The organism is Sphingomonas psychrotolerans (assembly GCF_002796605.1).
Taxonomy (GTDB): domain Bacteria; phylum Pseudomonadota; class Alphaproteobacteria; order Sphingomonadales; family Sphingomonadaceae; genus Sphingomonas; species Sphingomonas psychrotolerans.
This window is the reverse complement of record NZ_CP024924.1, coordinates 34,272-58,006: the sequence shown is the minus strand read 5'-3', so window position 1 is coordinate 58,006 and position 23,735 is coordinate 34,272. Positions and strand designations below refer to the sequence as shown.

At 62.0% G+C, this 23,735-nt stretch carries 26 protein-coding genes; 14 read left to right on the top strand and 12 right to left on the bottom strand.

Going from position 1 to position 23,735, the window contains the following annotated elements; translation table 11 throughout:
* Positions 1-124: 124 nt before the first annotated feature.
* Positions 125-865 carry an SDR family NAD(P)-dependent oxidoreductase gene (locus CVN68_RS22410; RefSeq protein WP_100284654.1) on the bottom strand — a complete coding sequence of 247 codons (741 nt, stop codon included), beginning with the start codon at positions 863-865 and terminating at the stop codon, positions 125-127.
* 347 nt (positions 866-1,212) lie between these two features.
* On the opposite strand from CVN68_RS22410, the gene CVN68_RS22405 reads away from it, so the two are divergent.
* From CVN68_RS22405 to CVN68_RS22385, 5 genes are all read left to right on the top strand, one after another.
* Positions 1,213-2,094, top strand: coding sequence for an AraC family transcriptional regulator (locus CVN68_RS22405; protein WP_100284653.1), 882 nt, complete (start codon positions 1,213-1,215; stop codon positions 2,092-2,094).
* Positions 2,095-2,355: 261 nt separating this feature from the next.
* Positions 2,356-3,030 (top strand): response regulator transcription factor, encoded by a 675-nt coding sequence (locus CVN68_RS22400; RefSeq protein ID WP_100284652.1) that lies wholly within the window; start codon positions 2,356-2,358, stop codon positions 3,028-3,030.
* Positions 3,027-4,376, top strand: coding sequence for a sensor histidine kinase (locus CVN68_RS22395; RefSeq protein ID WP_100284651.1), 1,350 nt, complete (start codon positions 3,027-3,029; stop codon positions 4,374-4,376). The genes CVN68_RS22400 and CVN68_RS22395 overlap by 4 nt, the downstream gene beginning before the upstream one ends.
* Positions 4,377-4,528: 152 nt before the next feature.
* On the top strand, positions 4,529-4,882 hold the full coding sequence (locus CVN68_RS22390) for a hypothetical protein (protein ID WP_100284650.1): 354 nt from the start codon (positions 4,529-4,531) through the stop codon (positions 4,880-4,882).
* 151 nt (positions 4,883-5,033) lie between these two features.
* Positions 5,034-5,585, top strand: coding sequence for a nuclear transport factor 2 family protein (locus tag CVN68_RS22385; protein WP_100284649.1), 552 nt, complete (start codon positions 5,034-5,036; stop codon positions 5,583-5,585).
* Positions 5,586-5,814: 229 nt separating this feature from the next.
* Here the strand turns inward: CVN68_RS22385 and CVN68_RS22380 are convergent, their stop codons facing one another.
* The 8 genes from CVN68_RS22380 to CVN68_RS22345 form a co-directional block, all read right to left on the bottom strand.
* Positions 5,815-6,819 carry a zinc-dependent alcohol dehydrogenase family protein gene (locus CVN68_RS22380; protein ID WP_100284648.1) on the bottom strand — a complete coding sequence of 335 codons (1,005 nt, stop codon included), beginning with the start codon at positions 6,817-6,819 and terminating at the stop codon, positions 5,815-5,817.
* 120 nt (positions 6,820-6,939) lie between these two features.
* Positions 6,940-7,227 (bottom strand): DUF1330 domain-containing protein, encoded by a 288-nt coding sequence (locus tag CVN68_RS22375; RefSeq protein ID WP_100284647.1) that lies wholly within the window; start codon positions 7,225-7,227, stop codon positions 6,940-6,942.
* Positions 7,228-7,284: 57 nt separating this feature from the next.
* Entirely contained in the window at positions 7,285-8,838 is a 1,554-nt protein-coding gene (gene gcvPB, locus CVN68_RS22370; RefSeq protein ID WP_100284646.1) for an aminomethyl-transferring glycine dehydrogenase subunit GcvPB, read from the bottom strand.
* On the bottom strand, positions 8,835-10,238 hold the full coding sequence (gene gcvPA / locus CVN68_RS22365; RefSeq protein ID WP_100284645.1) for an aminomethyl-transferring glycine dehydrogenase subunit GcvPA: 1,404 nt from the start codon (positions 10,236-10,238) through the stop codon (positions 8,835-8,837). Before gcvPA ends, gcvPB begins: the two co-directional genes overlap by 4 nt.
* Before the next feature lie 27 nt (positions 10,239-10,265).
* Positions 10,266-11,387: an ATP-NAD kinase family protein gene (locus tag CVN68_RS22360; RefSeq protein ID WP_100284644.1), complete on the bottom strand. Its 1,122-nt coding sequence runs from the start codon at positions 11,385-11,387 to the stop codon at positions 10,266-10,268.
* Positions 11,388-11,649: 262 nt separating this feature from the next.
* A complete protein-coding gene (locus tag CVN68_RS22355) occupies positions 11,650-12,663 on the bottom strand; it encodes a zinc-binding alcohol dehydrogenase family protein (RefSeq protein WP_100284643.1) in 1,014 nt (337 codons plus the stop codon).
* A 42-nt stretch (positions 12,664-12,705) separates the two neighbouring features.
* Entirely contained in the window at positions 12,706-13,698 is a 993-nt protein-coding gene (locus CVN68_RS22350; RefSeq protein WP_100284642.1) for an LLM class oxidoreductase, read from the bottom strand.
* Between the two features lie 79 nt (positions 13,699-13,777).
* Positions 13,778-14,767 (bottom strand): zinc-dependent alcohol dehydrogenase family protein, encoded by a 990-nt coding sequence (locus tag CVN68_RS22345; RefSeq protein ID WP_100284641.1) that lies wholly within the window; start codon positions 14,765-14,767, stop codon positions 13,778-13,780.
* Between the two features lie 141 nt (positions 14,768-14,908).
* On the opposite strand from CVN68_RS22345, the gene CVN68_RS22340 reads away from it, so the two are divergent.
* From CVN68_RS22340 to CVN68_RS22325, 4 genes are all read left to right on the top strand, one after another.
* A complete protein-coding gene (locus CVN68_RS22340; protein WP_100284640.1) occupies positions 14,909-15,835 on the top strand; it encodes a LysR family transcriptional regulator in 927 nt (308 codons plus the stop codon).
* A gap of 829 nt (positions 15,836-16,664) precedes the next feature.
* A complete protein-coding gene (locus CVN68_RS22335) occupies positions 16,665-16,937 on the top strand; it encodes a hypothetical protein (protein WP_100284639.1) in 273 nt (90 codons plus the stop codon).
* Positions 16,938-17,000: 63 nt separating this feature from the next.
* Positions 17,001-17,411, top strand: coding sequence for a hypothetical protein (locus CVN68_RS22330; RefSeq protein ID WP_233503757.1), 411 nt, complete (start codon positions 17,001-17,003; stop codon positions 17,409-17,411).
* A 106-nt stretch (positions 17,412-17,517) separates the two neighbouring features.
* Positions 17,518-17,787: a hypothetical protein gene (locus CVN68_RS22325; RefSeq protein WP_100284638.1), complete on the top strand. Its 270-nt coding sequence runs from the start codon at positions 17,518-17,520 to the stop codon at positions 17,785-17,787.
* Between the two features lie 17 nt (positions 17,788-17,804).
* Here CVN68_RS22325 and CVN68_RS22320 read toward each other — a convergent pair whose 3' ends face one another.
* Positions 17,805-19,085 carry a hypothetical protein gene (locus CVN68_RS22320; RefSeq protein WP_100284637.1) on the bottom strand — a complete coding sequence of 427 codons (1,281 nt, stop codon included), beginning with the start codon at positions 19,083-19,085 and terminating at the stop codon, positions 17,805-17,807.
* A 111-nt stretch (positions 19,086-19,196) separates the two neighbouring features.
* Here CVN68_RS22320 and CVN68_RS22315 point away from each other — a divergent pair, with 111 nt between their 5' ends.
* Positions 19,197-20,189: a transglycosylase SLT domain-containing protein gene (locus tag CVN68_RS22315; protein WP_100284636.1), complete on the top strand. Its 993-nt coding sequence runs from the start codon at positions 19,197-19,199 to the stop codon at positions 20,187-20,189.
* Positions 20,190-20,227: 38 nt separating this feature from the next.
* On the opposite strand, the gene CVN68_RS22310 is transcribed toward CVN68_RS22315, so the two are convergent.
* Both CVN68_RS22310 and CVN68_RS22305 read right to left on the bottom strand, forming a co-directional pair.
* Positions 20,228-20,755: an XRE family transcriptional regulator gene (locus CVN68_RS22310; protein WP_233503756.1), complete on the bottom strand. Its 528-nt coding sequence runs from the start codon at positions 20,753-20,755 to the stop codon at positions 20,228-20,230.
* A gap of 103 nt (positions 20,756-20,858) precedes the next feature.
* Positions 20,859-21,320 (bottom strand): hypothetical protein, encoded by a 462-nt coding sequence (locus CVN68_RS22305; protein WP_199560342.1) that lies wholly within the window; start codon positions 21,318-21,320, stop codon positions 20,859-20,861.
* Positions 21,321-21,693: 373 nt separating this feature from the next.
* On the opposite strand from CVN68_RS22305, the gene CVN68_RS22300 reads away from it, so the two are divergent.
* The 4 genes from CVN68_RS22300 to CVN68_RS22285 are packed head-to-tail and all read left to right on the top strand — an operon-like array spanning position 21,694 to position 23,734.
* Entirely contained in the window at positions 21,694-22,014 is a 321-nt protein-coding gene (locus tag CVN68_RS22300; RefSeq protein WP_100284635.1) for a TrbC/VirB2 family protein, read from the top strand.
* Between the two features lie 58 nt (positions 22,015-22,072).
* Complete coding sequence (traL, locus tag CVN68_RS22295) at positions 22,073-22,363, top strand: type IV conjugative transfer system protein TraL (RefSeq protein WP_100284634.1); 291 nt, start codon at positions 22,073-22,075, stop codon at positions 22,361-22,363.
* A 1-nt stretch (position 22,364) separates the two neighbouring features.
* On the top strand, positions 22,365-22,931 hold the full coding sequence (locus CVN68_RS22290; protein WP_100284633.1) for a type IV conjugative transfer system protein TraE: 567 nt from the start codon (positions 22,365-22,367) through the stop codon (positions 22,929-22,931).
* The gene (locus CVN68_RS22285) at positions 22,928-23,734 is read left to right on the top strand and encodes a type-F conjugative transfer system secretin TraK (protein WP_100284632.1); all 807 of its coding nucleotides are present in this window, start codon (positions 22,928-22,930) and stop codon (positions 23,732-23,734) included. Before CVN68_RS22290 ends, CVN68_RS22285 begins: the two co-directional genes overlap by 4 nt.
* Position 23,735: the final 1 nt, after the last annotated feature.

Here is a 23,735-nt window from a genome sequence, read left to right as displayed (position 1 = left end):
TTAGGTGGCACGGTGAGAGCGACTACGGTTCAGGCGGAAAAGAGGGCGTTCGCGGCCCGAGATTTCGTCGCCTGCGCGCCGCTCGGACTCTGGAGGCCAGCGAGCGCGCTGCTCTGATCAAGCGTCAGGCGATCGCGCCACCATCGACGGTAAGGGTCGCGCCCGTGATAATGCTCGCGGCTGGGCTGGCGAGATAGGCTACGGCATTGCCGATCTCGCGGGGCTCGGCGTACCGTCCAAGAGAGGTCAGACCGCGTTGGAAATCGGCCGCCTCGCCGTCCGCAGGGTTCGAATCCGTGTTGGTGGCCCCCGGCTGAACGAGATTGACGGTGATACCCTTGGGGCCGAGTTCGCGCGACAGGCCGCGGGTGAAGGACGTCAGCGCTGCTTTCGACATCGCGTAGGTCGTGATTCCAGGAAAGGGCACTCTCTCGCCCAGTGCCGACCCGATCGTGATGATGCGGCCACCATCCTTGAGGTGGGGAATGACAGCCTTCGCAAACAGGACCGGTGCCCGCACGTTGACGTCCATCACGCGCTGATAGTCGGCGAGATCCAAATCCGCGATCATGCCCGAGTGGCCGATTGCTGCGCTGTTGACGAGGATGTCGACGCCACCGAGCTTCGAAACGGCTTCATCTACCGAGCGGGCGATCGCCTGCGGATCTGCGCTATCAGCTTGGATCGCGATCGCACGGCGTCCTGCGCCCTCGATGGACTTCACGACGCTTTGCGCCTTTTCAGCCGCGCTTTGATAAGTGAAGGCAACGTCGGCGCCGTTCTCAGCCAACACCAGAGCGATCGCCGCACCAATTCCTCGAGAACCGCCAGTTACGAGGGCCCGCTTTCCATTCAGATCAATCATTAATCGGTCCTTTTCTACCATGTTTGGTTCAACCACGCGCGTTCGGTTGCGGGATCTGAAAGGCTCATGACTCTCTTCTCCGCAGACTTAGCAGTTGCGAACCGCTTTATTAGCGTCGGGAAGTGCCAAACTGTGTTGCGTGAAGTGGAACGCCACACCTTGCGACCTTGCACCTCGCTTTCGCGATGGGACGTCTCATTGGCCTCCCGCTCTGCGATCCGGGACAGGGCCTGCAGGTAGCCAACCGCTCTTCCTCACGCCGTGCTAGTTAGGCGTAAAGGTGGGCCACGGCATTCCCGATCGTACTCCACATTTGCCTGATCCTACCAAGGCGCTATGTTGGGGCGATGTCCGATCTTGAGAGCACGGTCTGTCGCCTTCTGAACGATGTTTCCCCTTTCACAGGCTACCTGCCAGGTCCTGTGGGGCAACCGACCCCGGTTCCGCGTTTGACCATTTGGTCCAGCGGGGCCGCAACCAGACCCACGTCCGCTGTGTTCGAGCCCATGTTCTACGCTGTGCTGCGCGGAACCAAGGTGCTTACCATGGGCGCCAACCGCTTCGAGATGAGCGCGGGAACCTGCGCGGCGTCCTCCTTTGGCCTCCCCTATACGCATCAACTCAGCCGCTCGACGTCGACGCTGCCGTATGTCGGGATCAGCCTTCATCTTGATATCGACAGGCTCACGCGCGTTGCCCTCGATATGCCGAAGGGCGAGGGGCGCTGGACACGCGCGGTGGCGGCGGGCGATCTGAATGGCGCGCTGGGTGACGCGTTCGTCCGTCTGGTCGGTCTCGTAAAGGCGCCTGATGATGTCGCGATGCTTGCGCCCAATTATGAAAGCGAACTCTATTACCGCCTGTTGCAAAGCGGGATGGGCGACACGCTGCGCCAGGTTGTCCAACGCAATGATCGCGTGAGGCAAATCAAGGCCGCGGCTGACTGGCTTGGTTCAAATAACAGCGAGCCTGTGTCGATCTCCGACCTTGCCGCATCTGCTGGCATGAGCGTGACGTCCTTTTACCGCCACTTCAAAGCCGTCACGGGCTTCAGTCCTCTCGCCTTTCAGCGGCACATGCGCCTCCTGGAAGCCCGCAAACTGCTAGCTGGCGGAACCTCGAGCGTGGGCGGCGTCGCGTATGAAGTTGGATACCAGAGCGCGTCGCAGTTCAGTCGGGAATATAAGACCATGTTTGGCAGCTCCCCGATCGCCGACCTTCGACGCTAATCGCGTTCCGGATGCTGCGACACAGATAAGCGGCGGGCAGGGCTACAGATTGAAAGGTGCAAGCGATACCTGTGGAGGGGAAATGGCGCCTCTCTGAGCCGGGCGTCGCGGCCCCTGAGCTTGTCGAGCACTGGTAGGAGCTTGCCGTGTTTACGCACCTGACGTGGCACCGACAGACAGAATGAGCACCTTTGTCAACGCGGTGCCGTCTTCTTGGCCCCATGCTGCTCGGTGGCCCGTCTCTTTCCGGGTCAGCTCGCTTTGAGGGTCCTCCTGATCGAAGATGAGCGGGAGCTTGCCGAGACGCTTCGCGGAGCGCTGGAGCGGGAGCGCTTTGTTGTGGACGTCGCCGACCGCCTAAGCGTCGCGCGAGAGGCGGCGCTGCTCGCCCCGTTCGACTTGGTCCTGCTGGACCGTACACTTCCGGACGGTGACGGCCTTTCGCTCTTGCCGGCTCTGCGGGAGAGGCACCCAAGCATCTCGGTCATCGTTCTCAGCGCGCGCAGCGGGGTTGCCGACCGCATTGCAGGATTAGACGAGGGCGCCGACGACTATTTGATCAAACCCTTCTCTCTCGACGAGATGTTCGCACGCATTCGCGCCGTTCGGAGGCGACCTGCCGATCTGGCAGGCGAGGAGGTGAGGGCTGGTCACCTCGTGTACGATCTTTCCAACGACGAGATGTCCGTCAAAGGGGCACCGTTCGATCTGCCCCGGCGGGAGCTCCGTGCCTTGGCGACTTTGATCAAGCGGCGCGGGCGGACAGTCCTGCGCGAGGTGCTTGAGCAAGCCGTCTACGGGTTCGACGATGAGGTGCAATCGAACGCGCTCGACTCGCACATCTCCCGACTGCGTCGGAAGCTTGCCGAGGCGGATGCGGGCGTGGAAATCCACGCGATGAGAGGCGTCGGCTACCTCCTGCGCGAAGTGCTTTGACCAGGCATCGCTCTCTCAAGCGGCCGCTCATTGTCTATCCGCTCCTCTTCCATTTCGGAACGCTCGTGGCGTCGTTCGCCGTTCTCCTTGCGGTGGCGCTCCGGGTGGATAGCGGCGGTCCCTACACCGATGAGCAAATCACTCCCGTTATCGCCCGCGCCGTAGCGCGCAAAACCGACGGAAATCTCACGATCCGCATGACGCCGGAGCTGGTCGAGCTTCGCAACGAGACCAGCGGATTCTGGTTCGTTGCCGAGGATGATGAGGGTCGCAGCGTTTCGTTCGGTCCTGTGCCAGCGGCTTACCGATCGCTCAGCAACCACCTGAGCGACCTCTCTTATGCTCAGCTGCGAGATCGTCGAGCACCCTATAATCTGGCGGCCGTTGTGAGACGTGAAGTTACCCCAATCGGGCCGCTCACGGTCCTCGGCCATGGGAAGCTCACCGAATTGAGCTTCATCGTCATCATGGCGTCCAACGTCGTGCTGCTGCCGACTTTCCTCCTCCTCGTACTCACATCGCTGATTGTCACGCCGTGGATCGTCCGACGGTCGCTCGCCGGCGTGTCCCGGATCGCGCAAGAGGCAGAGCAGATCGACACCGACCGACGCGGGCGGCGCCTCAGCGAGACGCACGTTCCCCAAGAGATCGTTCCGCTGGTTCGGGCAGTCAACGAGGCGCTGCGGCGCTTGGACGACGGGTATGAGCGACAGCGGCGCTTCATTGCTTCCGCAGCGCACGAATTGCGCACTCCGATCGCCATTCTCCGCGCCAAGGTTGACGCGGCGTCAGATGCCGCAACGCGCAACCTTGGCAAAGACGTTCAGCGACTCGCTACCCTGGCGGAGCAGCTGCTCGATCTTGAACGGCTGGATACCGAAAGGAACGACGAGGAGCTGGATCTCGCGGCGCTAGTCCGCCGGGTCGTTGCCGATTTGGCGCCGCTGCTGATCGCTTCTGGACGGACGGTCGAGTTTCAGGCCGATGGCGGCCAGCGCTCTCGCGGTGATGGCGCCGCGTTGGAACGGGTTGTGACGAACCTCATCCAGAACGCGATCGAGCACGGCGGAGAGCACGTGAGCGTGCGTGTGACCGGCGCGACAGTTGAGGTCGAGGATAACGGTCCGGGGATCCCGGCGGAAGAACGCGAACGGGTGTTCGAACCCTTCCACCGTCTCCGCCCTCGCAGCACGGGAAGTGGCTTGGGGCTCAATCTGGTCCAGCAGGTAGTGAAACGCCACGGAGGGCGCGTCACGATCGTCGCGGCGGAGGGGGGTGGCACGATCGCGCGCGTCGAATTGGCAGCTTGCAAGGTGAATGCAGAGGGAGTCGCCGGAAAGCTCTAAGCCGATCATCAACTTGTCACCGGATCGTGGGGGCCATGTTCGCGCAACCTTCAGCTGCTCTCTAGGCGGCAGCCGGCACTGCGCCGGATCGATGTCGGGCGGTTCGCCCGACGTGAATCGGAAGATTGAGAAAGCTCGGAAGAGGAATAGAGATGATCAAAAGCCATTTCGCTAGGACGCGCCCGGCGCTGATGTCGATCGGCCTGCTCGCGATCGCAGCTCTTTGCGTTGCCGAAAGTCCCGCGCATGCTCAGAGCCGCAAGCACCGCGAGGACGCGCGTACCTGCGCCAGCTTCGGGTCGAGCTATGGCACGCCCGAATACAGCAACTGCATGCTGGAGCAGCAGCGCCGACGGGACTTCAAGCAGCAGAAAACGCTGGAAGAGATGGCGCTCACCTCACAGATCGCCAAGGACGGCCAAATCATGGCCGAGCGCGCGCGGCGGCAGCGTTGTGACCGCAAACCGGATCGTCGGGAGTGTCGCCGCTCACCGCGGCCGTATTGACGCACAACTGAACAGGCGGTCGCGCTGTGGCCCGTGTCACGGGCTCTCGCGCGACCGCCCAAGGCGCTCCAGGCGGCCTTCATCGTAACGTTGGGGTCGGTCTCCTAGGTGAATGGGCGCCCTTGTCTCCAAATCATTCTTCAGGTGGTACATGGAAGAAAGCGATCTTGTCGCCTTGTGGGAACAGCATCTCGGTGCAGAGTTGATCGCGAAGGATGTCGACACCACGATGTCCACCATGGTCGATGAGCCTTACGTCAATCATGTCCCGACGATGACGGGTGGCTTCGGGGCCGAGCAATTGCGCCGCTTCTACGCGCACCATTTCATCACAGTGCAACCGAATGACATGGAGCTGACGCCGGTTAGCCGAACTGTCGGCCGCGATACGCTCGTGGACGAAATGGTTGTCAGGTTCACACACGATCGGCGGATGGACTACTTTCTGCCGGGAGTCGCGCCGACCAACAAGCGTATCGAGGTGGCCGCCGTCATCGTTGCGCGTTTCCGGGATGGGAAGCTTGCGCATGAGCATATCTACTGGGATCAGGCGTCAGTGCTCGTCCAGGCGGGGCTGCTGGAGCCGGGCGGCTTGCCGATCGCGGGTGCGGAAACAGCCCACAAAGTTCTCGATCCAAGCCTTCCTAGCAATCGGCTGATGTACCGCGAATGGGCCGAGAGCGACCCGCACGCGGAAGGGTGACGAATATGCGGTAGCCAGCTTCGGTGAGACCCCGAACGAAAGCCCCAGTCGGCCGGCAACAGGAAACCCTGCTGATGGACGGCCTCCGCTATGTTGCGACAAAAACGAGATGACCCTGCTCACTATGAGGGCGTTCTCCAAACCCGATCAGATACCGGCCGAGAGAACGTCCTTGGATCCGCGTTACTCGATGCTGTCGGGGGAACACCCCGATATCGTATGCACAGAACTATGATCCTGCGGGAAGCTCGACTGTCTGGCCCACGACATCGATCACCACCTTTCCTCGGAGCCCACGCGAGCCGCCGCCTTCGAGCAGTTCATGCGCTTCGCCTATGCGAGCCAGAGGCAGGACCGCACCGATCACCGGCTTGATCAGGCCGCGTTCGACAAGGGTGGTCAGCGCGTCGAGCTTGCCCCGGTTCTGGCGGGTGAAGACGAAATGGTAGGCGGCGTTCTTTCCCCAAGCCTCGATCAGGTTCTGCGGCTGTGCGATGTCGACGATGCTGACCACCCGTCCGGCATCTGCAAGGGCGACCGCACTCCTCGTCAGGGTGTCGCCGCCGATCGTGTCGAATACGACGTTCACCCCGTTCCCCTGCGTCAGATCCGCCACCGCCGAGACATAGTCATCAGAGGTGTGGTCGATGACCTCGTCCGCGCCGAGCGACCGCACAAAATCATGGTTGCTGGAGCGTGCCGTCGTGATGACCCTCGCACCGATCGCCTTGGCAAGCTGGATCGCTATCGTTCCTACACCGCCGGCACCGCCGTGGATCAGGATGGTCTCGTGAACGGCAAGCTGGGCACGGCTCACCAAAGCCTCCCAGACCGTGCCTCCAACCAGCGTCAGGCTGGCGGCCTCCAGATGGCCGATGTTGCTCGGCTTGCGGGCGACCAGGTCGACATCGGCAACGTGCTGCTCGGCATACGAGCCGGAGCCGCCGAAGATCTTGGGCGTGTAGTAAACCTCGTCGCCCACATTGAATTCGGTGACGTCCGACCCCTTCTCCTCCACGACACCGGAAACGTCGTGACCGATGATGGCGGGCAGCGGGACATAGTCGGAATAGTCGCCACGCCGGATCTGATAGTCCAGCGGGTTCAGTGCGGTGGCGTGAACGCGCACCCGGACCTGCCGGGATCCGACGGATTCGACAGGAACGTCGCGCAGCTGGAACGCGTCGAAGCCACCGAATTTCTCGAGAACGATCGCCTTCATCGTGTCGGCCATGGTCTTTGCCTTTGCTCAATCTCAATTGGTGTTGAAGGCGAGAGAGCTAGTACACGCGGCTTGCGTAGAACGAACACAATCTACCTATTTGCAAGGATTGATACGTGGAGCCGAGTGGCGCTACGGTCCCTCGACGATAAAGCCGCGATAGCGCGCGCCTTGGAAGCGATGCTGTGCGGTCGCCTGATATTCGGGACTGCGATACCAAGCCCGGGCCGCGTCCATATCCGGAAATTCAAGGATGACCGCACCCTCGATCTCGGCGCCTTCCAACGTCTCGATCGTGCCGTAGTCGGCGAGGAACTTCACGTTATGCCCTTCGAAGCTCGCATCAACCTTGGCGGCGTATTCTTCGAACTCAACGCGATCGACCATCTCGTCTCGCATAAAAACGACATAGGCTGACATGACAACTATCCTTACTCGGGTCTGTGAAGGGGTACAGTTTGTCTGAATGGTTTTGTCCTAGCCATTTGTGACCATCTTTCGCTTGAAGGCGCGCCACGTCATGGCCCGACTGGAAGGATCGTCGATCATACCAGGCTTCAGGCGGTGGACTGCTTGATTATGAGGCGAAGTCTTGACGAGTTCCGGATCCGAGTAGGCCTCGTCGGAGATGCGAGCGATCACGGCGATCCATTGATCGAGCGCCTCCTTGCCGTACATCTCGCCGGCTTCCGGCGTGAAAGGTTCGGGCAACAACCAGGGCTCGTGGCTCGCCCACAACGGGTCGATCCCGAAGTCAGACATCCGGTTCTGTACGTCGTGGATGTCGACCCCCGTCTCCTCCTTCATCTTCTGGAACGAGTAACGCGTCATCTCCATCCTCGGCGTCGTGGCTTCGGGATGTGAGCGGGTCACGCCACGGATGGCGAGCAGGCCTTTCTCCATGTAGTTGTTGGACAGGACCGAGATGTCGGATGCTTGCGCAATGCCTTCCGCGCCCATCGAGCGGGTCCATGCGTAGGCCTTCAGCACAACTTGAACATTGCCCAGGAACTCCCGGATCTTGCCGACGCTCTGGGGCCGGTCGGCGTCCAGGCGATAGCGGTCGCCATCGCGCACGACCAAAGGCGACGGCAGGAACGGCGCCAGTTCAGCGGAGCACCCATAGGCGCCGGTCGCGGGTCCGCCGACGCCGCTCTTCGGCGCGCCGAAGGTCTTGTGCAGCATGAACATGCAGGCGTCGAAGCCAATCTCGCGAGCGCGGAGTTTCGACATGGTGCCGTTGAAGTTGGCGGCGTCGTAGAAGGCCAGACCGCCCGCTTCGTGAACGATGCGCACCCATTCCTTCATCTCGGGATTGTAGACGCCCATGTCATCGGGATTGTTGACCATGATTGCAGCGGTGCGGTTGGACACCACCGCTTTGAGCGCGTCGAGCGACGGGTAGCCGTTCTCATCGAGCATCAAGGTGATGACCTTGAACCCGGCCGCTGCGGCGGTGGCCGGATTGCAGGGGTGGGTCTGGATCGTCACGATGACTTCGTCGCGCTGTTCGAGCTCGCCCTTTGAGGCGTGATAGGCGCGTGTCACCGCGCAGTTCGTAAAGGCTGCCTCGGACCCGCCGCCGGCCTGGAACACGAACTGGTCCATCCCCGACAATTCGCGCAGCATCAGATCCATTTTGTGCACGATCTCGAGCGCGCCTTGCATGGTGTCTTCATGCTGCAGCGGATGGAGCTCCGTGATCTCGGGGCGCCAGGCCATCGCTTCGTTGATCTGGGGGTTGTACTTCATGGTGCAGGTGCCGAAGAGGCTTATGCCCATCATGCCGAGCGTCTGCTGAGAGAGGCGCAGATAGTGGTAGAGAACTTCGGGTTCCGACAGCTCGGGCAGGGCCGGTCTGTCCTGCCTGCGCATGGCGGAGGGGATCAGGTCCGACGCGTCGCCGACATGCTGCCGGATCTCGGGTTCCACCGGCGCGAAGAGCACACCGCGGCGACCGGGATACCCCATGTCAAGGATGACGGGCTCGTTCCAGACGGGCGCCTGGTATTGCTTGAGTTCGACGCTCATCGTGCGATCACCTTCTGAAGGGCGCCGACCAGGCGCTCGATATCCGAATGGGTGTGGACCTCGGTGACGCAGTAGAGTGCGCTCTGGCCGAGTTCCGCGAAGTCGGAGGAAAGGTCATGGCCGCCGAAGATGCCTTCGGCGCGCAGGGCGTCATTGATCTCGGAGACGCTCTTTCCGGTGTCGTCGAAGTTGACGACGAATTCCTTGAAGAAGCCCGAGGGAAAGGTGATCCGGACGCCTTTGAGACCACCGAGGCGGCTCGCGGCAAAGTGGGCGCGTTGCAGGATGATCTCGCCGATCTCGACGAAGCCCTGCGGCCCCATCATCGCCATGTAGGCGGTCGCAGCGACCGACCACATGTAAACGGAGTGACCGATCCAGTCCTTGCCTTTTTCACGTTGGTCGTAGGACGACTGCTCGAGCAGGGCGCGCCCGAACCCGTACTCGCCTGGCTTGATGGTCTCGGCGATACTGATGAACAGCGTCGGATACTCCCCGGCGTAGCGAGGCTCATCGCGCGTCGCGATGAAACCGCCGACCCCGCCGCCGGCATGGAGGTGGACGCCCAGGGGCTGAATGGTGCCAACGGCTATGTCGGCACCGTAGGCGGACGGCGCGGAAAGCACGCCCAGAGAGATCGGGTCGACCCCCACGATGGTCTCGGCACCGGCCGCGCGGGCGATGGCGGCGATCTCGGCGGCCTGGTGGTCGATCACGCCGAGGTAGGACGGCACTTCGAAATAGACGGCTGCTGTCTGCTGGCCAACTGCGGCCCGCAGAGCCTCGAGATCGATCAACCCAGTCGCTGGATCGTAGTCAACGAGGCGGATGGCTATGTGGTTCGCCATCTCCGGCGGTTCGCAATAGTTGCGGATGATCGACAGCCGCTCCGGATCGATCGCGCGAACGACCGCCACTTCGTTGCGGCCGGTAAGCCGGGCCGCCATTCGAAGGGCGTGGCCGGCGGCGGTGCCCCAACTACGCACGGGCATGCCGACCAGGTCGAGGTTCAGCAACTCGCCAAGCTGGCTGCAGAACTCAAACCATGCCTGGTAGAGACCATGGTCAGAACTGGGCTCGCCATAGATGGAGGTAAGCCATTCGTTGCGGCGGACGATCTCGTCCACCGCCGCCGGAACGTGATGCTGCCAGATGCCAGCGCCAAGGAAGCTTAGATTATCCTCGGTAGTGCTGTTCTTCGAAAGGGTCTCGATGAGGTGCCGCCGCAGCTCCCGCTCGCTTAAAGCCGGAGGAAGGTCGAGCGGGCGCGACAGACGGTGGTCCTCGGGGATCTGGACAAACAGTTCCTCGACGGTGGCAACCCCGATTGAATCCAGCATCTCCTGCTGAATCGCGGGGACCGAATTGGCCATATAGGGGTGGGCTGAAACGTCTCGCATGGACGAAGCTCCTTCATAAGGGATTGGTCAGGCTTGAACTCGAACGAGCGTGGTGCGGCCGGGGCCGGTGAGAACGAGAAGGTGACCCGTAAGCATCGCGTCCATCTCCGGATCACCGGTGTCGACCTGCAGCGCGCCGGTGGACAAGGCGATCAACTTCTGGACGGTCGAGATCACTTGGATCCGATGCCTCCCGACGCGCCTGATCACTTCCGCGCTGATTTGCTGATTGCCGCGTCCAAACAGGCTGCCCTGGCCACCGAGCACCCCGACGATGATCTCGGTCTCGCGCCCTTCCATCGCGCGCAGCAGCGCCTGCTCGTCGAGATCGAGGCCGATCACCTCGCCGTTCAGGACGGCATCGACGCCGAGCAGTGTCGAGGGGATGCCCAGCGCGTCCGCGACGCGACGCGTGGTGGTGCCCGGACCCAGGATATAGAGATGGTCGGGCCGCATTTGTGCTGCCACTTGCCGGGCCACCGCGTCGAGCGCCTCATTCTCGCCAGGCACGGAGCCGGCCTTGGCATTCTGAACGAGGCGGCGCTCATATGGGCTGCGCGCATAGCCATAGAGATGCGCCGATACCCGGCCGGCTCGGATCGCGTCCTCGTCGAGGTCCATCACCTCTGCGTCGCGCAGTCGCGCGCTTGGGTGGCGGGCAAGGAACAGTGCCGCGAGATGCCCGGCATTGGCCGGCGTCGTGCCGAACACCGCGGAGTGCATCTTCACGCCTGCCGGTACGCCAAGCAGCGGCACGCGATCACAGGTTGCGCTGAGCACATCGCGCGCGGTGCCATCGCCGCCGACGAACAGGATCAGGCTGACACCACGATCTGCCATTATCGCTGCGGCATTGGCGGTGTCGGTCGCGCTTGTCTGTTCCTGATCCGCGTGGTGGATCACCGTGACATCAAACCCGGTAGAGCGCGCCGCTGCTTCGCCCATTTCACCTGCGGCAGTCAGGATGCGCAGTCCTGATATCTCCCTTAGACGCGCGAGCGCTGCAAGCGCGCGATCCTGTGCTGCGGGTCTCGCGCAGCGTCGTCGTGCTTCTTGAAGGATGTTGAGTCCATCCGTACCCTTCAGACCAACTCGCCCGCCCATCCCTGCGACTGGGTTGATGACAAGACCAACTTCGGGCCCAGACATCAGAGACGACAACGGCGAGGTTGGCTAGAGGATCGACCGAGATCCGCCCCTTGATGATATGCTGGCATGGCAACTAGTCCTTGCTCGGGTGTTCAGTCGAATAGGAACCGTCCTTCTGTAGTTTTTGGCCTAAGCCGATGGCAGGCACTAGTCGGCCAAAACGTTCCAAAGCGTCGCAGAATCAGCAACGCGGTGGCGCGCCGACTCGGCTGTTGATTTGCTGGTCGATGAGCGGGTCGTGTCGGGCATCCGGGTGCGTCGTTCAGAAGCCCTCGACGACAATCTTGCCTCGCGCCTTGCCGCTCTCGAGCAGCGCGTGAATGTGCTTGAGATTGACGGCATTGATCGGCGACAGGCGCTCGGTCAGCGTGGTGCGCAGCTTGCCCGCATCGACCAGTGCGCTCGCCTCGTTCAGGATGCGGCCCTGCTCGGCCATGTCGGGCGTGCCATAGATCGACCGCGTGAACATCAGCTCATGGTGGATCGACACCGCCTTGCGCTTGAACGACATGACGTCGAAGCCCGCCGGATCGTCGATCAGGCAAAGCCGGCCCTGCGGCGCGATCAGTTCGACGATGTCGGCGACATGCTCGCCCGTATGGGTCGTCGAAAAGACGAACGCCGGCGCACCGATGCCGAGCGCCTCGATCTGCGGAGCCAGCGGCATCGAGTGATCGACGACGTGATGCGCGCCCAGCGCCTTGATCCAGTCCTGCGTCTCGGGGCGCGAAGCGGTCGCAATGACCGTCAGGTCGGTGCGCTGACGGGCGATCTGCACTGCGACCGATCCGACGCCACCGGCACCGCCGATGATCAGGATGGCCGGCGCCGACCCCGGCACCGGCTTGGACACGTCGAGACGGTCGAAAAACGCTTCCCAAGCCGTCAGCGTCGTCAGCGGTAGCGCGGCGGCCTCGCCCCAATCGAGCGAGGCCGGCTTCCTGCCGACGATCCGCTCATCGACCAGATGCAACTCGGCATTGGTGCCCGAGCGCGTAATCGATCCGGCATAGAAGACCTCGTCGCCCGGCTGGAACAGGCTCACGTCCTGGCCCACGGCACGCACGATGCCGGCAGCGTCATAGCCCAGCACCTTCCACTCGCCGTCTTGTGGCGCCGTGCTGCGGCGAACCTTGTAATCGACCGGGTTCACCGAAATCGCCTTCACCTCCACCAGCAGGTCGTGGCCGGTGGGCGATGGCTCGGGAAGATCTATATCGACCAGCGATGCCTCAGCATCAATCGGCCCGGGAACTTTGTATCCAACAGCTTTCATGTCTCTATCTCCGAATTTGATGGTTTGCCTTAGAATCGCGCCTCATTGCGCGCCGCAAATGCTGAAATGCGGAACGACTTCGCTTCCGATCTCTTCGAGAACATCGGCGACGGGTCGCCGGCTGAACTTAAGGTTCAGCGCGACGTGGTTGACCCCGATCGAGCGCAGGTCCCCGAACAGATCGACCAGCCGCCGCCGGCCGAGCCGATAACCGAGATGGATGGGGCTTGGCGGCGCGTCCGGATCCTCGGCAAGATCGACATAAAGCGACTGCGCGATTGGCTTGAACCCAACCCCGGCGCGCTCGAGCGCGTCCCGCCAGTTCGATGCGACCTGCGCTTGCTTGACCACGTCGCGCGGGTAGGTGAGCCAGCCGTCGCTCCGCTGCGCAATCCATTCCAGTGATTGTTGGCTCTGGCCGGTGATCAGGGTGGGCAGCCGGGGCGACAGCGGCTTTGGCACCAGGTCGCCGCCGCCCGCGAGCTGGCCGTAATGCGTTGACGCGTGGAACGGGAACCGCTTCGTCAGCAGCGCTTCCGTATAGTCGAACGCGTCGCGGAAAAGCTCGCCGCGCAGGTCCGGATCACGACCATAGGCCGGATACTCGACCGGGCGGTCGCCCGAAGCGACGCCAAACACGAACCGTCCGCCGGACAGATCGTCGAGCGATGCCGCGGCCTTCGCGACGTCGATCGGGTGATGGAGCGGCAGGATGACCGCACCGGTGGCAAGCGCGATGCTGCTGGTACGCGCCGCGATTGTCGCCAGCCAGACAAAGGGGTCATAGAGCTGGCCGAGATCGCCGAAGTTGGGGTCATTCAGGGGCACATCGCGCGCCCAAAGCGCAGAAAAGCCGAGGCGCTCCGCTTGTTGAGCAAGCTGGATTTGATCGAGCATCGCCGGCTCCGGACCATCGAACGCCTCGATCGGAAAATAGACGCCGATGCTCAGCTTCTCTGGCGCGAACATGGACGCATAGCCGCGGCCAAAAGCGGTCGGGCCGACGCGCTCGGCCTGCGAAGGGGCAATGATCATCTCTCTTTCCTTTGGTTGTGGACGGCCGGGGGAGGGGGAGGGGGCCCCCGGCCGTCCACGCGACGTCTCAGGCGGCGAGCTAGGCGCCCGCTTCACCAGACACGTCGATCACGACCTTACCGCGCAGGCCTCGCGCCGAGCCGTTTTCCAGCAGCTCATGCGCTTCGCCCATGCGCGCGAGCGGCAGGGTGGCGCCGATCACGGGCTTGACCAAGCCGCGCTCGACAAGGTCAGTGAGCGCGTCGAGCTTGCCGCGGTTCTGGCGAGTGAACACGAAGTGATAAGCCGCGTTCTTGCCCCAGGCCTCGATCAGGTTCTGCGGCTGCGCGATATCGACCAGGCTGACCACACGTCCGGCATCGGCTAGGGCAAGCGGGCTTCGCGTGAGCGTGTCGCCGCCGATCGTATCAAAGATGACGTTCACGCCCGCACCGTCGGTCAACCGGGCAACCGCTTCCACATAGTCCTCCGCGGTAAAGTCGATCGCCTCGTCCGCGCCGAGCGAGCGCACGAAATCGTGATCGCGAGCAAGCGCCGTCGTGATCACCCGCGCACCGAGCGCCTTGGCCACCTGGACGGCGATCGTACCGACGCCGCCCGCGCCGCCGTGTATCAGGATCGTTTCCCCAGCCTGCAGTTGCGCGCGCTGGACGAACGCTTCCCAGACCGTGCCGCCGACCAGCGTCAGGCTCGCCGCCTCAAGGTGGGTGAGATTCTTGGGCTTGCGGCCGACCAGCTCAACATCGGCGACATGCTGCTCGGCATAGGAGCCCGCGCCACCGAAGATCTTTGGTGTGTAATATACTTCATCGCCCACCGCGAACTCGTGAACGTCCGAGCCAAGCTCTTCGATCACGCCGGAGATGTCATGGCCGATGATCGCGGGCAACGGGACATAGTTTGTATAGTCGCCGCGGCGAATCTGGTAATCGAGCGGATTGACGGCGGTGGCGTGCACTCGCACCCGCACCTGGCGCGGGCCGACTTCCGGCACGGCGACATCGCGGAGCTCGAACGAGTCCGGGCCGCCAAAGCGGGTGAGGACAGCTGCCTTCATGGTCTTGGTCATCACGATATCCTTTCGAGGAGAGGTTGCCGGGCTTCATGGCCCGGGACCCAGTTTGGATGTCGCCTATTTGGTTTAGCCCGGTTGCTCTCGGTAGTCGGCCTGATTTAGGATCAGTTTCAATAAAACATTGAAAGCGACGCGATGGACGTGAACGACCTGAACCTCTTCGTGCGCATCGCTCAGCTCCAGAGCATCAGCGCAGCGGCCCGCGATTTGAGCATTACGCCGGCGGGGGCGAGCGCCAGACTGGCGGCGCTCGAGAGAAAACTTGGAGCTCGGCTTCTTCACCGCACAACGCGGCAGGCGACCTTGACTGAGGATGGCCTTGCGTTCCTGCCGCATGCAGAGCACGTCGTGAACGCAGCAGAGGCTGCTCGCGCCGCGCTCGGACGGGAGCAAGCCGCACCGCGTGGTACCCTGAGGGTGGCGGCTCCAGCATCCTTCGCGCGCATGCACATTGTGCCAGGTTTGCGCGACTTCTGCAGTCAATATCCCGATTTGGCGCTCGACATGCGCATCTCGGACAGCGTTGTCGATCTCGTCGAAGGTGCCTTCGATGTGGCGGTGCGCTATGCAGAACTCAGTGACTCGTCCTTCGTCGCGCGGCGGCTCGCTCCAGATAAACGGGTGCTCGTCGCATCGCCGGAATATATAGAGCGCCACGGGCGTCCGAACACGCCCGACGACCTCGCAGAACACGCCTGCCTCGTTGTCGGCACGCTCGATCTCTGGACCTTCCGAGGAAAAGGGGGAGAGCGGATTCAGCACCGCGTGACCCCAACTGTGCGGATCAATGACGGCGGTGCCGTGAGAGATGCGGCCTGTGCGGGGCTCGGTATCGCTCTTATGGCCACCTGGTGCGCGGCCGACGAGCTTCGATCTGGCGCCCTAGTACCAGCCCTTCCCGAGTACCCGCTCGTCTCGACACAGACGCTTTGGGCGCTGTACCCGAGTTCGCGTGAACTGGCACCAAAGGTGAGGATCTTCATGGACTGGCTCGTCAACAGATTTGGTGGACAACCCTATTGGGATCGAGGTTTGGAGGGCATCCTGGAGAACAGTGAATGAGGCACCGCCAATTCCGCAGTCTGTTCACGGATCATCCGTAAGTCTTAGCCAATGACGCGGCGCCGACAGAAGAGCTTTATAGCAGCGAATACCTCTACTCTCGGACGTTGCCGCGACCCCGTAGCCGAATAGAACATCGACTCCCTCCGCATTGACCTGCTTGGCGTGCGCGCCCGATGCACTACGACACACGACCTCCTACTCCAGAGCTATGGGCTGCGGTAGTGCTTCTTAGGTCCGCGAAGTGCTGAACTGTGTTGCATGAAGTGGAACGCCGCAGCTCTTCCGATCCATCCCTTGACAGACTATCCTTCTCGCTGGGCTGCGCCCCTCAACGAACGAAGAAGTGTCCCATCAATGATCTGGCACGGGCAATCAGGACATCAGTCGTTGTCACTCCGTCGGCTTCCTTACTGTGGGCTAGAACGACGGATAAGCCGCCTTCGGCCTTCCGATGGTGACTTTGCTTGCATGAGCCCAATGAAGTTCCGGTGTAGCGCTGATGGCTACCTTGAGCGCAAACACCGAACGCTGTTCAACGATGTCTGTCCTTTTCCGGGCATCCTCCCGGGGCCTCGTAGAGAGACGATGGGTGACGCCCGCTTCGAGATGGTGCCGGGATCCGACGCTGCATCGTCCGTCGAGTTATCCTATGCCCACAAGCTGACAGGACAAGGATCGCGGCAAGATTGGTTCAGCGAGCTAGCCCCGTCGACGCAAATGCAGCCGAACAAGAACCATAGCCCTCCTCGGGGAGCTCGATTGCTGACGGGCTCGAGACGGCAGGGTCCGGCCTCGACGTCAATCCACAGTTATAGCGAGGCTGGACATGACCATCACGGTTCTAGTGGCCACTTTCCGAGGCACTCAGAGCATCACGATTCACGACGATGAGGCGGCGGCGGCGTCAGCTCTGATGAGCTTTGTCGAGCTCCATTGGCCAGAGCAGTTCGATGAAGAGCATGGCGAGACTATTCTTTCAGAGAACGAGCGTCTTCAACGGTTCTTCGCCGATGACCGTAATTCGTACATCATGGCTGAAGCCGATCTTTCGCTGCTTGAAGCGTTCATCGATTCCGTTGCCCCTGAGCCTCGTGAATGAGGCCGGGCGACACGGATGATGCAGCCAGCTGAACAGACGTAGTCCTCGGAATGACTGTGAGGTATGGCGATGTTCGAGTGCCTGATACTGGGTGATAGCACTGGGGTTGGGACTGCGACAGCGCTCGTCGCGCAGTATGCAATCCGCTGTGATGTTATTGCCGCCGAACGCGCCACCGCAGCGCAAATTCTGGCGTGGCGAAAGCCGGCCAAGCGCTATGGAGCTTCCATTCTTGCGATCGGCTCCAACGATAGTCCGGGGGCCAAACTCGCCGACAACCTCTTTAAGATAAGGACATCGATTACAACGCGGCGGGCGATCTGGCTGCTCCCCTATTCGCGCCAAGTCGCCTCCTTGGTCAACAAGGTCGCCGTAGCCTTTGGTGACGAGTCCATCGATCTTGGACGATTTGCAACGAACGATCACATACATCCTCAGCACTATGGCGACGTTGCCCGAGCATTGCTAAAGTAAGGCAACACCGTTCGGCGTGAACCATTTGGCTCATGTGTCCGTTTGGGCAATGCGCCGTGACAGGCTATGCTGTGCGCCGCGCAAACCGCACGACCGGAGCTATCGCATGGCAACACTGTCACCGATCGAAGTTTCGAACTGGCTGGCGATTTATGCGGCAACTGGCCTCTGCTGTGGGATCGCGGTGATCGTTTCGGTCATAATTTCGGTCACTGAGCTTTACCGCGAGCGGGCCTGGGCGGGATTGAGTTCGGCCGGCGATGTCGTGCGTTTCATGCCGAAGACGTGGTGGCGTTGGCAAAAGCGATATCTGCTGTCGACCCCGGTGACATTGATGATTGTAGGATCCTTCGCGGCCACTTTGTCCTGGGCCTGAGGCTGCCGTCATCTCCGTCAATCACGCAGGGCATCTACCAACATCGAGCAGGCCTGCCCGGTTTCAATATCCTTCGGTGAGAGCGCGACGACCGGAGCGATCTGGGCCAATCGCCGGCGAGCGGCCGCGTCCGATGGTCGGAGCCCGGACGCCTCGACGACGAGGCGCCTGATCTCGCCGGTATTCCGCGATCTGGCCTCGAGCAGAAAATCGGGTCGGCAGGAACCAAGCGGTGTTAAGCGGTCGAAGATAGGCTTCTCGATGGCAACATCGATGCCGTCCCGGTGGAGCGTCCAACGAATGTCGAAGAGCGTCCGAAGCACGCCGCGTTCCAGCTCGGACTCGACCGGGACAAAGCGGTTGCCGGAAAATATGGGCTGAGCGTACGCGCGAAGCGGGGCATAGCCGTGCGCTTCCGGGTATTCGCCGATGACGACGATAACCAGGAACGGCCCTTTGACAGGGTTGCCACGCACCGACGGGGATTGAACCCGGTTAGCAACAGTGATGGGTCCGGCGCCGGCGGGGTAGATAGTCGACCCGCTTACCTTTTGCGCGAAAACCGTGAGGAACCCTTGAGGAGCGTGGCCGCGCGGCCAGCCCCGCGCGAGGCTCCGGATGACAGCGTAGGCGCGTCGGCTGTGAAGCGCGTCGGCGTGCGTCCACAGGGCGCGGCCGAGTTCGACCCCCGGCGCTATCTCGAGCTTCCCCGCCGCCGCACTCAGCGCTCTGAATTCCTGGGCAATCGAACGTTCGGCTGGCTCGTCAAGGATCGGCGGGGCAATGGCCAGACCCGAAACGTCCAACATACGCCAGAGGAGGCGCGCGAGCCTCGGCACTGATGCGGCGCGGGTGCGATCGTCATTGCTCTCGCCGTCCGGCCGTTGCGCGAGCTGCTCGGGAGCGGGTCGCAAGACCTCGAAATAGCCGCCCGGCGGATCGGCGGGGGTATCGGGGCTGCGGACTTGGCTAATCCGGTTCGTCGCCTGATCGCGAAAGAACGGGCAAGTGGACAGATGCTCCGGTCGAAGCGATCCTGTCAGGCGGCGTAGGTAGTATGTCTCAGCTTCCGACAGGAAGGCTGGGGTGAGGATCGGGGGCTTGCAACTGCTCCCAAGACAATCGCAGGCGATCCATTTCTCGCCGATGCGGGCCTGTTGCACCAGCAGGATGCCGGCTTCTTCATCGCGCCTCGAGCCGTCGCCCGTGTACCAACGCACCAACGCCGAATGGAGCAGGGCGGGGAGTGGAATTCGGGCTGCGCTGAACCCGTCACTATTGCGATCAATCAACCACATGAATGAGCCTGCCTCAGCCAATCCAAAGCAATGCTTTCGCCAGCGCGCAGGATTGACAAGTTCAATCTGCTTGATCTCAACTTTTCGAAACGGAGGCATCGGAGATCTAAAATGCGCTCGATTGTGCTCGAATGTGCGGCGCTCTCATTGGCGGTTACCTGCTCCGGACCAGCTGAGGCACGCCGGCCGCAGTCGGCCAGGACGGTCCAGCTCATCGTCATGGATTCGACCAGATTGCCGACGCGTACGCCGGCAGACGGCAGCTTGGCGACCGAAGGTGACAGTCCTGAAACCTCGCACAACCCCATTGCGCCGGAGCCCACTCCCGAGGCCTTCCGGACCCACGACCTTAGTCGTCGCTGGGTCGAGTTCGAGATGGCCAACAGCTTCGCGTCTTCTACAACGCCGCCGCCGAGGGCCGCCGCCGACCAGGACCCGTTCGCCCGCGTCGGCACCGCCGATATCGGACCTTCCCAACAGCCGAATTACATACTGCCGCCGCCGCCGATCAACATCCCCCGCTGGATGCAGGGAGGACTCGCCTTCACTGCCGCGGCAACCAGATTCGTCCCGGGCTGTGCGGCGGGCGGCTATCGGCCCTCCGGGTTTCTCGGCCTAGAGGCCGAGGGTCGGCGGTTCGGTTATTACGGAATGATGAGCGCGATCGCCTGTGAGTATGGCATTCCAGTCGGCCTTTTCGACGCGCTGATCATTCGGGAAAGCCGATACAAAGCGGACGTTATCTCGGCAAAGAACGCGTTCGGGCTTACGCAGTTGATGCCCGATACCGCGGTCGGGCTTGGGGTCGATCGCTACGATGTCGAGCAGAACCTGCGTGGCGGCGCTCGCTATCTCCGCCAGCAGTTGGACAAGTTCGGCCAGGTTCACCTAGCGCTGGCGGCATACAATGCCGGTCCCGGCCGCGTGCGGAATGGCATGTTGCCGCGGATCGCCGAAACCCAATCCTACGTCGACAACGTGCTTTTGAACTGGCGCAGACTGGCCGGACTATCGAGGGTCGCGACGATCCAAACAGCCTCCGCCCCGGGGGCCCCGGCGCTGCCACAGACCTTCGGTCGGACGGCAACCGTCTCGTCATACTGAGGGGTGCAGCGACGCTCCCGGCTGACGCCCGACCTCCGCTACAGACCGAGGTTGGAAATCTGGGTGAGGTGCTCGCGCCGCGCCATTACCGCCGTCACCTCCTTTACCAGCTTCTCGATGACGGCCTGTCGCAATGGGCCGGCCCACTCCTTGCGGACCTCCGTTCCGTCCATACCTTCGATCTCGTCGAGGGCGGACACGAGCATTCCGGGAAGGCCTTTGAACAACTCGGTGAGCATCGCGAGCGACGTGGAGAAACGCTCGTCATGGAATAGGGCTTGGTCCTGGAACGTTTCAACCGCGATGATCGCCTGAACGATGTTGATGCCGAGAGAGTCGAGGATCTGCTGGAATTCGATTAGCGACATGGTCGCCCGCTTGCCCGGATCGCTGTGGAGCAGAAGCCCGAGCCGCGTCTTGCTGATGCCAGACTTGAGCGCCAGCTTGCGCTGACCGACGTTTTGTTCGGCCATCGCCTCCAGGATCAGCGGGATGAAGTCCCGGTGCCGGCTGTTAGTGGAACTACAGCCGTCCTCTTGGACCTCGATTCTGGCAAGGGATGACAAGCCGTTGCCCCTCTTCTGTCGTCATTCTCCAAACGAACCACAGACATGTTGAGTTAGCAAGCTCTTCAAACCCTTATCCAAGAGCAGCAAGGAGGGGCTGCAACTATCTTAGGGGGAAGACGTTCTCGCGGGCCACTTGATCGCTCGTTGCTGGTCTTGTGCCTTCCTCTACGGAGTCCAGCCCGAGCCGGTTAAGTATGCGGGTGGCCTTCTGCCCGACAACGTAGTGAAACAGCAGAACGGAGAGCGCATCGCCGATGCTGACATTTGAACCGAGCTTTTCGGAAAGGCGCTGCTTGACCTCTCCAAAGCTGTCGGCGCTGGTTTTCGTGATGCGAAGGTCGATCCGGATATTGCCGTCCGTTGGAATGGCCGCCAAATGCTCGAGGATCGTTTCGGCAGAGTGATCATCAATCTGAGTGTCGATGCTGATCGTGTCGTCGATCAGGTTTGCAAGCGTCTGGTAACGCTTCACCTCGTTGGACCGCAGACGAAGACTTTCCGTCGTCAGCAGGAACAGGTGCTCGGATATATCCAGCGTATAGCGGAGTGAGTCTCCCGTCATTGCGCCTCCACCAGACAATTCTTCATCCGATCGGCTGACGTCGCTTCCGGCAGGCCGGTCGGGTTCGCTCGGCGATCCACGATCCTGATGTACTAAAATAGTCCGATTTGGCGACAACTTCAATTATCCCGCAACTATCGAATCCTGGGGCAGCCTGCCCTAAACTGCAGGGCGCGGCGGCCCGATGCAAGGGGCGGCTCGCCCCGAAATCCGGGGAGGCGCGCCCCGTCATCCGGGGCGGGCGGTTTGAAGCGCCGAAAAAAACCATCGTCGAAACGCGTGATCCGGAAACTTGGTTGCCGACCGTCGTTCGGCGCGATCACCTTTCTCTTGGGCGCGGGATCAATCGCGTTCCGATTGAAGGGAAACTCTCATGCAGTCTGTCCTCAAGTACAGCGGTCGTGCGGAGCTGGCGGTCCTCGCCCTCATTGCACTCGCGCTCGCTCTGTTCATGTTTGCCGGTCCCGCGTTCGCCGGGGCCGACACGACCTTCGACACCGCGCTGACGAAGTTTACCGACTTCCTCGAGGGATCGGGCGGCAAGATCATCACTGTCCTGTCGCTCGCCGGCGGCATCGTCGCGCTCGCGTCGGGGCGCTTCTCGATGGGCCAGATCGCGATCCCCGTCGGCGTCGGCGTCGGCGCGGGCACCGGCATTCCGATCGTCACCTCCACCGTCACGGCGACGATCTGAAACGGCCGACGGTCGGTCGGAATAGCAGATCCGGCCGGCTTTTGGGGAGGGTGGTGCAATGGCCGCAGACAAGTACGTCATACCGTCTCATCTAGACGATCCCGAGCTAATCGGGCTGTGGACGCTAGATGAATTCCTGGCGATGGTGATCCCATTTGTCTGGGGAATCCTGTCTCAGCATATCCTTCTCGGCATGTTGCTCGCGGGCGGCGGTTGGTGGGGATTGAAGAAGGCTAAGGCAGGTCGGGCGGCTTCCTGGCTGCTTCACATGGCTTATTGGCATCTTCCGGCCGGGTTCACCGGCATGAAGGCCACACCACCCTCCTATCTTCGACTGATGGCAGGGTAAGATGGAGATCTCCCACACACACGCGCAGAGCCAGCGCGTCCTGCGGCAGCGGAACCTGCTGGTGGTGGTCGCATCAGCGCTTGGCGCTTTCACAGCAATCCTGCTTCTGATCACCGCGACCCGCGATCGGGAGGTGATCCTGCAGCCAGTGCTTGGCTCCGCGCTGACGGTAAGCAGTGCCGGCGCGTCGCGCGAATATCTGGAGCTCATCACGCGCGACACCGCCGTGCTTACGCTCGATCGCAGCCCCGCCAATCTCGAATATTGGATGAAGTCGGTTCTCGATATCACCGCGCCCAGTGCGCAGGGGAAGATCCGCGCCGACCTGATGAAGGTAGTGAATGAGCAGCGCGGCTCATCGATCGCGCAGTTTTTCACGATCCAGACGATGGAAATCGACCCGAAGAATCTGTGGTCCACGGTCACCGGCGACCTCCACACGATCGTCGGCAACAAGGTCGTGTCCAAGGAGCGACGGACCTTCCGCTTCGATTGGCAATATTCCGGACTGTCCCTGAAGCTCGTGGGCTTTGGAATGGTGACAACCGGCAAGGAAAAGGATCAATGATGTCGGTCTTTGCCTTCGGTAGCGCCGTAACCGGCGCAGCCTTCCTCAGCCGCTATTATTGCATCTTGAGCCGGGCGATCGGCGCCTCGCTGGTGGCTTTCGCCTTGCTGCTGATCGCTGAGCCTGCTTGGGCGGATCAGACCGTCATGGCGTCCGATGGTAGCCAAGTCGATTGCGCCGCCTCCGCCAAGGACCTGACGCGGATCAGCCTGGTCGAAGACGAGTTCGCTTCCGTCTCGAAGATCTCGACGGGCAATTCGCAGGATGATTTCTCCGTCGTCAACGAGCCCGTGCGCGGCGATATCTATTTGTCGGTGCCCGAGGGTTTCGGTCGCCAAGCGCTATCGTTCTTCGCGACCAGCAAGCGGGGTTACGTCTACAAATTCGTGTGCCGCATCGCCGGCGAACAGGCAGTCCAGGTGTTCATCTCGAACCCGGCGATTGCCAAGGACAAAGCGGGCGAGGCAGCGCCGCAGGTGGCGGAGGCGAGCCCGCAGGACGGTGCCGTCGAGCTCGTACAGGCGATGTACTCGAACCACGTTGTCGATGGGTACGAGATGCGCCAGCGTGCGCTCCGCCCGGTTTATGTCGGCAACCTCAAGGTCCAGATGATCGCGGAATATCGCGGCACCGAGCTCATCGGCCGCGTGCTGCGCATCGAGAATAAGAGCGCGGCACCGATCACCTTGACCGAGAGCACGGTGGCGCCAAGCAGTGCACTCGCCGTCTCCATCGCCGAGCCCAAGCTCGACCCAGGGAAGGTCACCACGGCCTATCTCGTCCTGCAAAACGGGAGGCAATGAC

Bases quoted from the DNA above. Each gene is read 5' to 3' on its own strand.
- CVN68_RS22285 (WP_100284632.1), top strand. From the start codon at position 22,928: ATGATGTCGGTCTTTGCCTTCGGTAGCGCCGTAACCGGCGCAGCCTTC.
- CVN68_RS22315 (WP_100284636.1), top strand. From the start codon at position 19,197: ATGCGCTCGATTGTGCTCGAATGTGCGGCGCTCTCATTGGCGGTTACC.
- CVN68_RS22410 (WP_100284654.1), bottom strand. From the start codon at position 865: ATGATTGATCTGAATGGAAAGCGGGCCCTCGTAACTGGCGGTTCTCGA.
- CVN68_RS22300 (WP_100284635.1), top strand. From the start codon at position 21,694: ATGCAGTCTGTCCTCAAGTACAGCGGTCGTGCGGAGCTGGCGGTCCTC.
- CVN68_RS22390 (WP_100284650.1), top strand. From the start codon at position 4,529: ATGATCAAAAGCCATTTCGCTAGGACGCGCCCGGCGCTGATGTCGATC.
- CVN68_RS22330 (WP_233503757.1), top strand. From the start codon at position 17,001: ATGGCGATGTTCGAGTGCCTGATACTGGGTGATAGCACTGGGGTTGGG.
- CVN68_RS22305 (WP_199560342.1), bottom strand. From the start codon at position 21,320: ATGACGGGAGACTCACTCCGCTATACGCTGGATATATCCGAGCACCTG.
- CVN68_RS22340 (WP_100284640.1), top strand. From the start codon at position 14,909: ATGGACGTGAACGACCTGAACCTCTTCGTGCGCATCGCTCAGCTCCAG.
- gcvPB (WP_100284646.1), bottom strand. From the start codon at position 8,838: ATGAGCGTCGAACTCAAGCAATACCAGGCGCCCGTCTGGAACGAGCCC.
- CVN68_RS22320 (WP_100284637.1), bottom strand. From the start codon at position 19,085: ATGTGGTTGATTGATCGCAATAGTGACGGGTTCAGCGCAGCCCGAATT.
- CVN68_RS22380 (WP_100284648.1), bottom strand. From the start codon at position 6,819: ATGGCCGACACGATGAAGGCGATCGTTCTCGAGAAATTCGGTGGCTTC.
- CVN68_RS22335 (WP_100284639.1), top strand. From the start codon at position 16,665: ATGACCATCACGGTTCTAGTGGCCACTTTCCGAGGCACTCAGAGCATC.
- CVN68_RS22290 (WP_100284633.1), top strand. From the start codon at position 22,365: ATGGAGATCTCCCACACACACGCGCAGAGCCAGCGCGTCCTGCGGCAG.
- CVN68_RS22350 (WP_100284642.1), bottom strand. From the start codon at position 13,698: ATGATCATTGCCCCTTCGCAGGCCGAGCGCGTCGGCCCGACCGCTTTT.
- CVN68_RS22345 (WP_100284641.1), bottom strand. From the start codon at position 14,767: ATGACCAAGACCATGAAGGCAGCTGTCCTCACCCGCTTTGGCGGCCCG.
- CVN68_RS22355 (WP_100284643.1), bottom strand. From the start codon at position 12,663: ATGAAAGCTGTTGGATACAAAGTTCCCGGGCCGATTGATGCTGAGGCA.
- traL (WP_100284634.1), top strand. From the start codon at position 22,073: ATGGCCGCAGACAAGTACGTCATACCGTCTCATCTAGACGATCCCGAG.
- CVN68_RS22360 (WP_100284644.1), bottom strand. From the start codon at position 11,387: ATGTCTGGGCCCGAAGTTGGTCTTGTCATCAACCCAGTCGCAGGGATG.
- gcvPA (WP_100284645.1), bottom strand. From the start codon at position 10,238: ATGCGAGACGTTTCAGCCCACCCCTATATGGCCAATTCGGTCCCCGCG.
- CVN68_RS22325 (WP_100284638.1), top strand. From the start codon at position 17,518: ATGGCAACACTGTCACCGATCGAAGTTTCGAACTGGCTGGCGATTTAT.
- CVN68_RS22405 (WP_100284653.1), top strand. From the start codon at position 1,213: ATGTCCGATCTTGAGAGCACGGTCTGTCGCCTTCTGAACGATGTTTCC.
- CVN68_RS22375 (WP_100284647.1), bottom strand. From the start codon at position 7,227: ATGTCAGCCTATGTCGTTTTTATGCGAGACGAGATGGTCGATCGCGTT.
- CVN68_RS22385 (WP_100284649.1), top strand. From the start codon at position 5,034: ATGGAAGAAAGCGATCTTGTCGCCTTGTGGGAACAGCATCTCGGTGCA.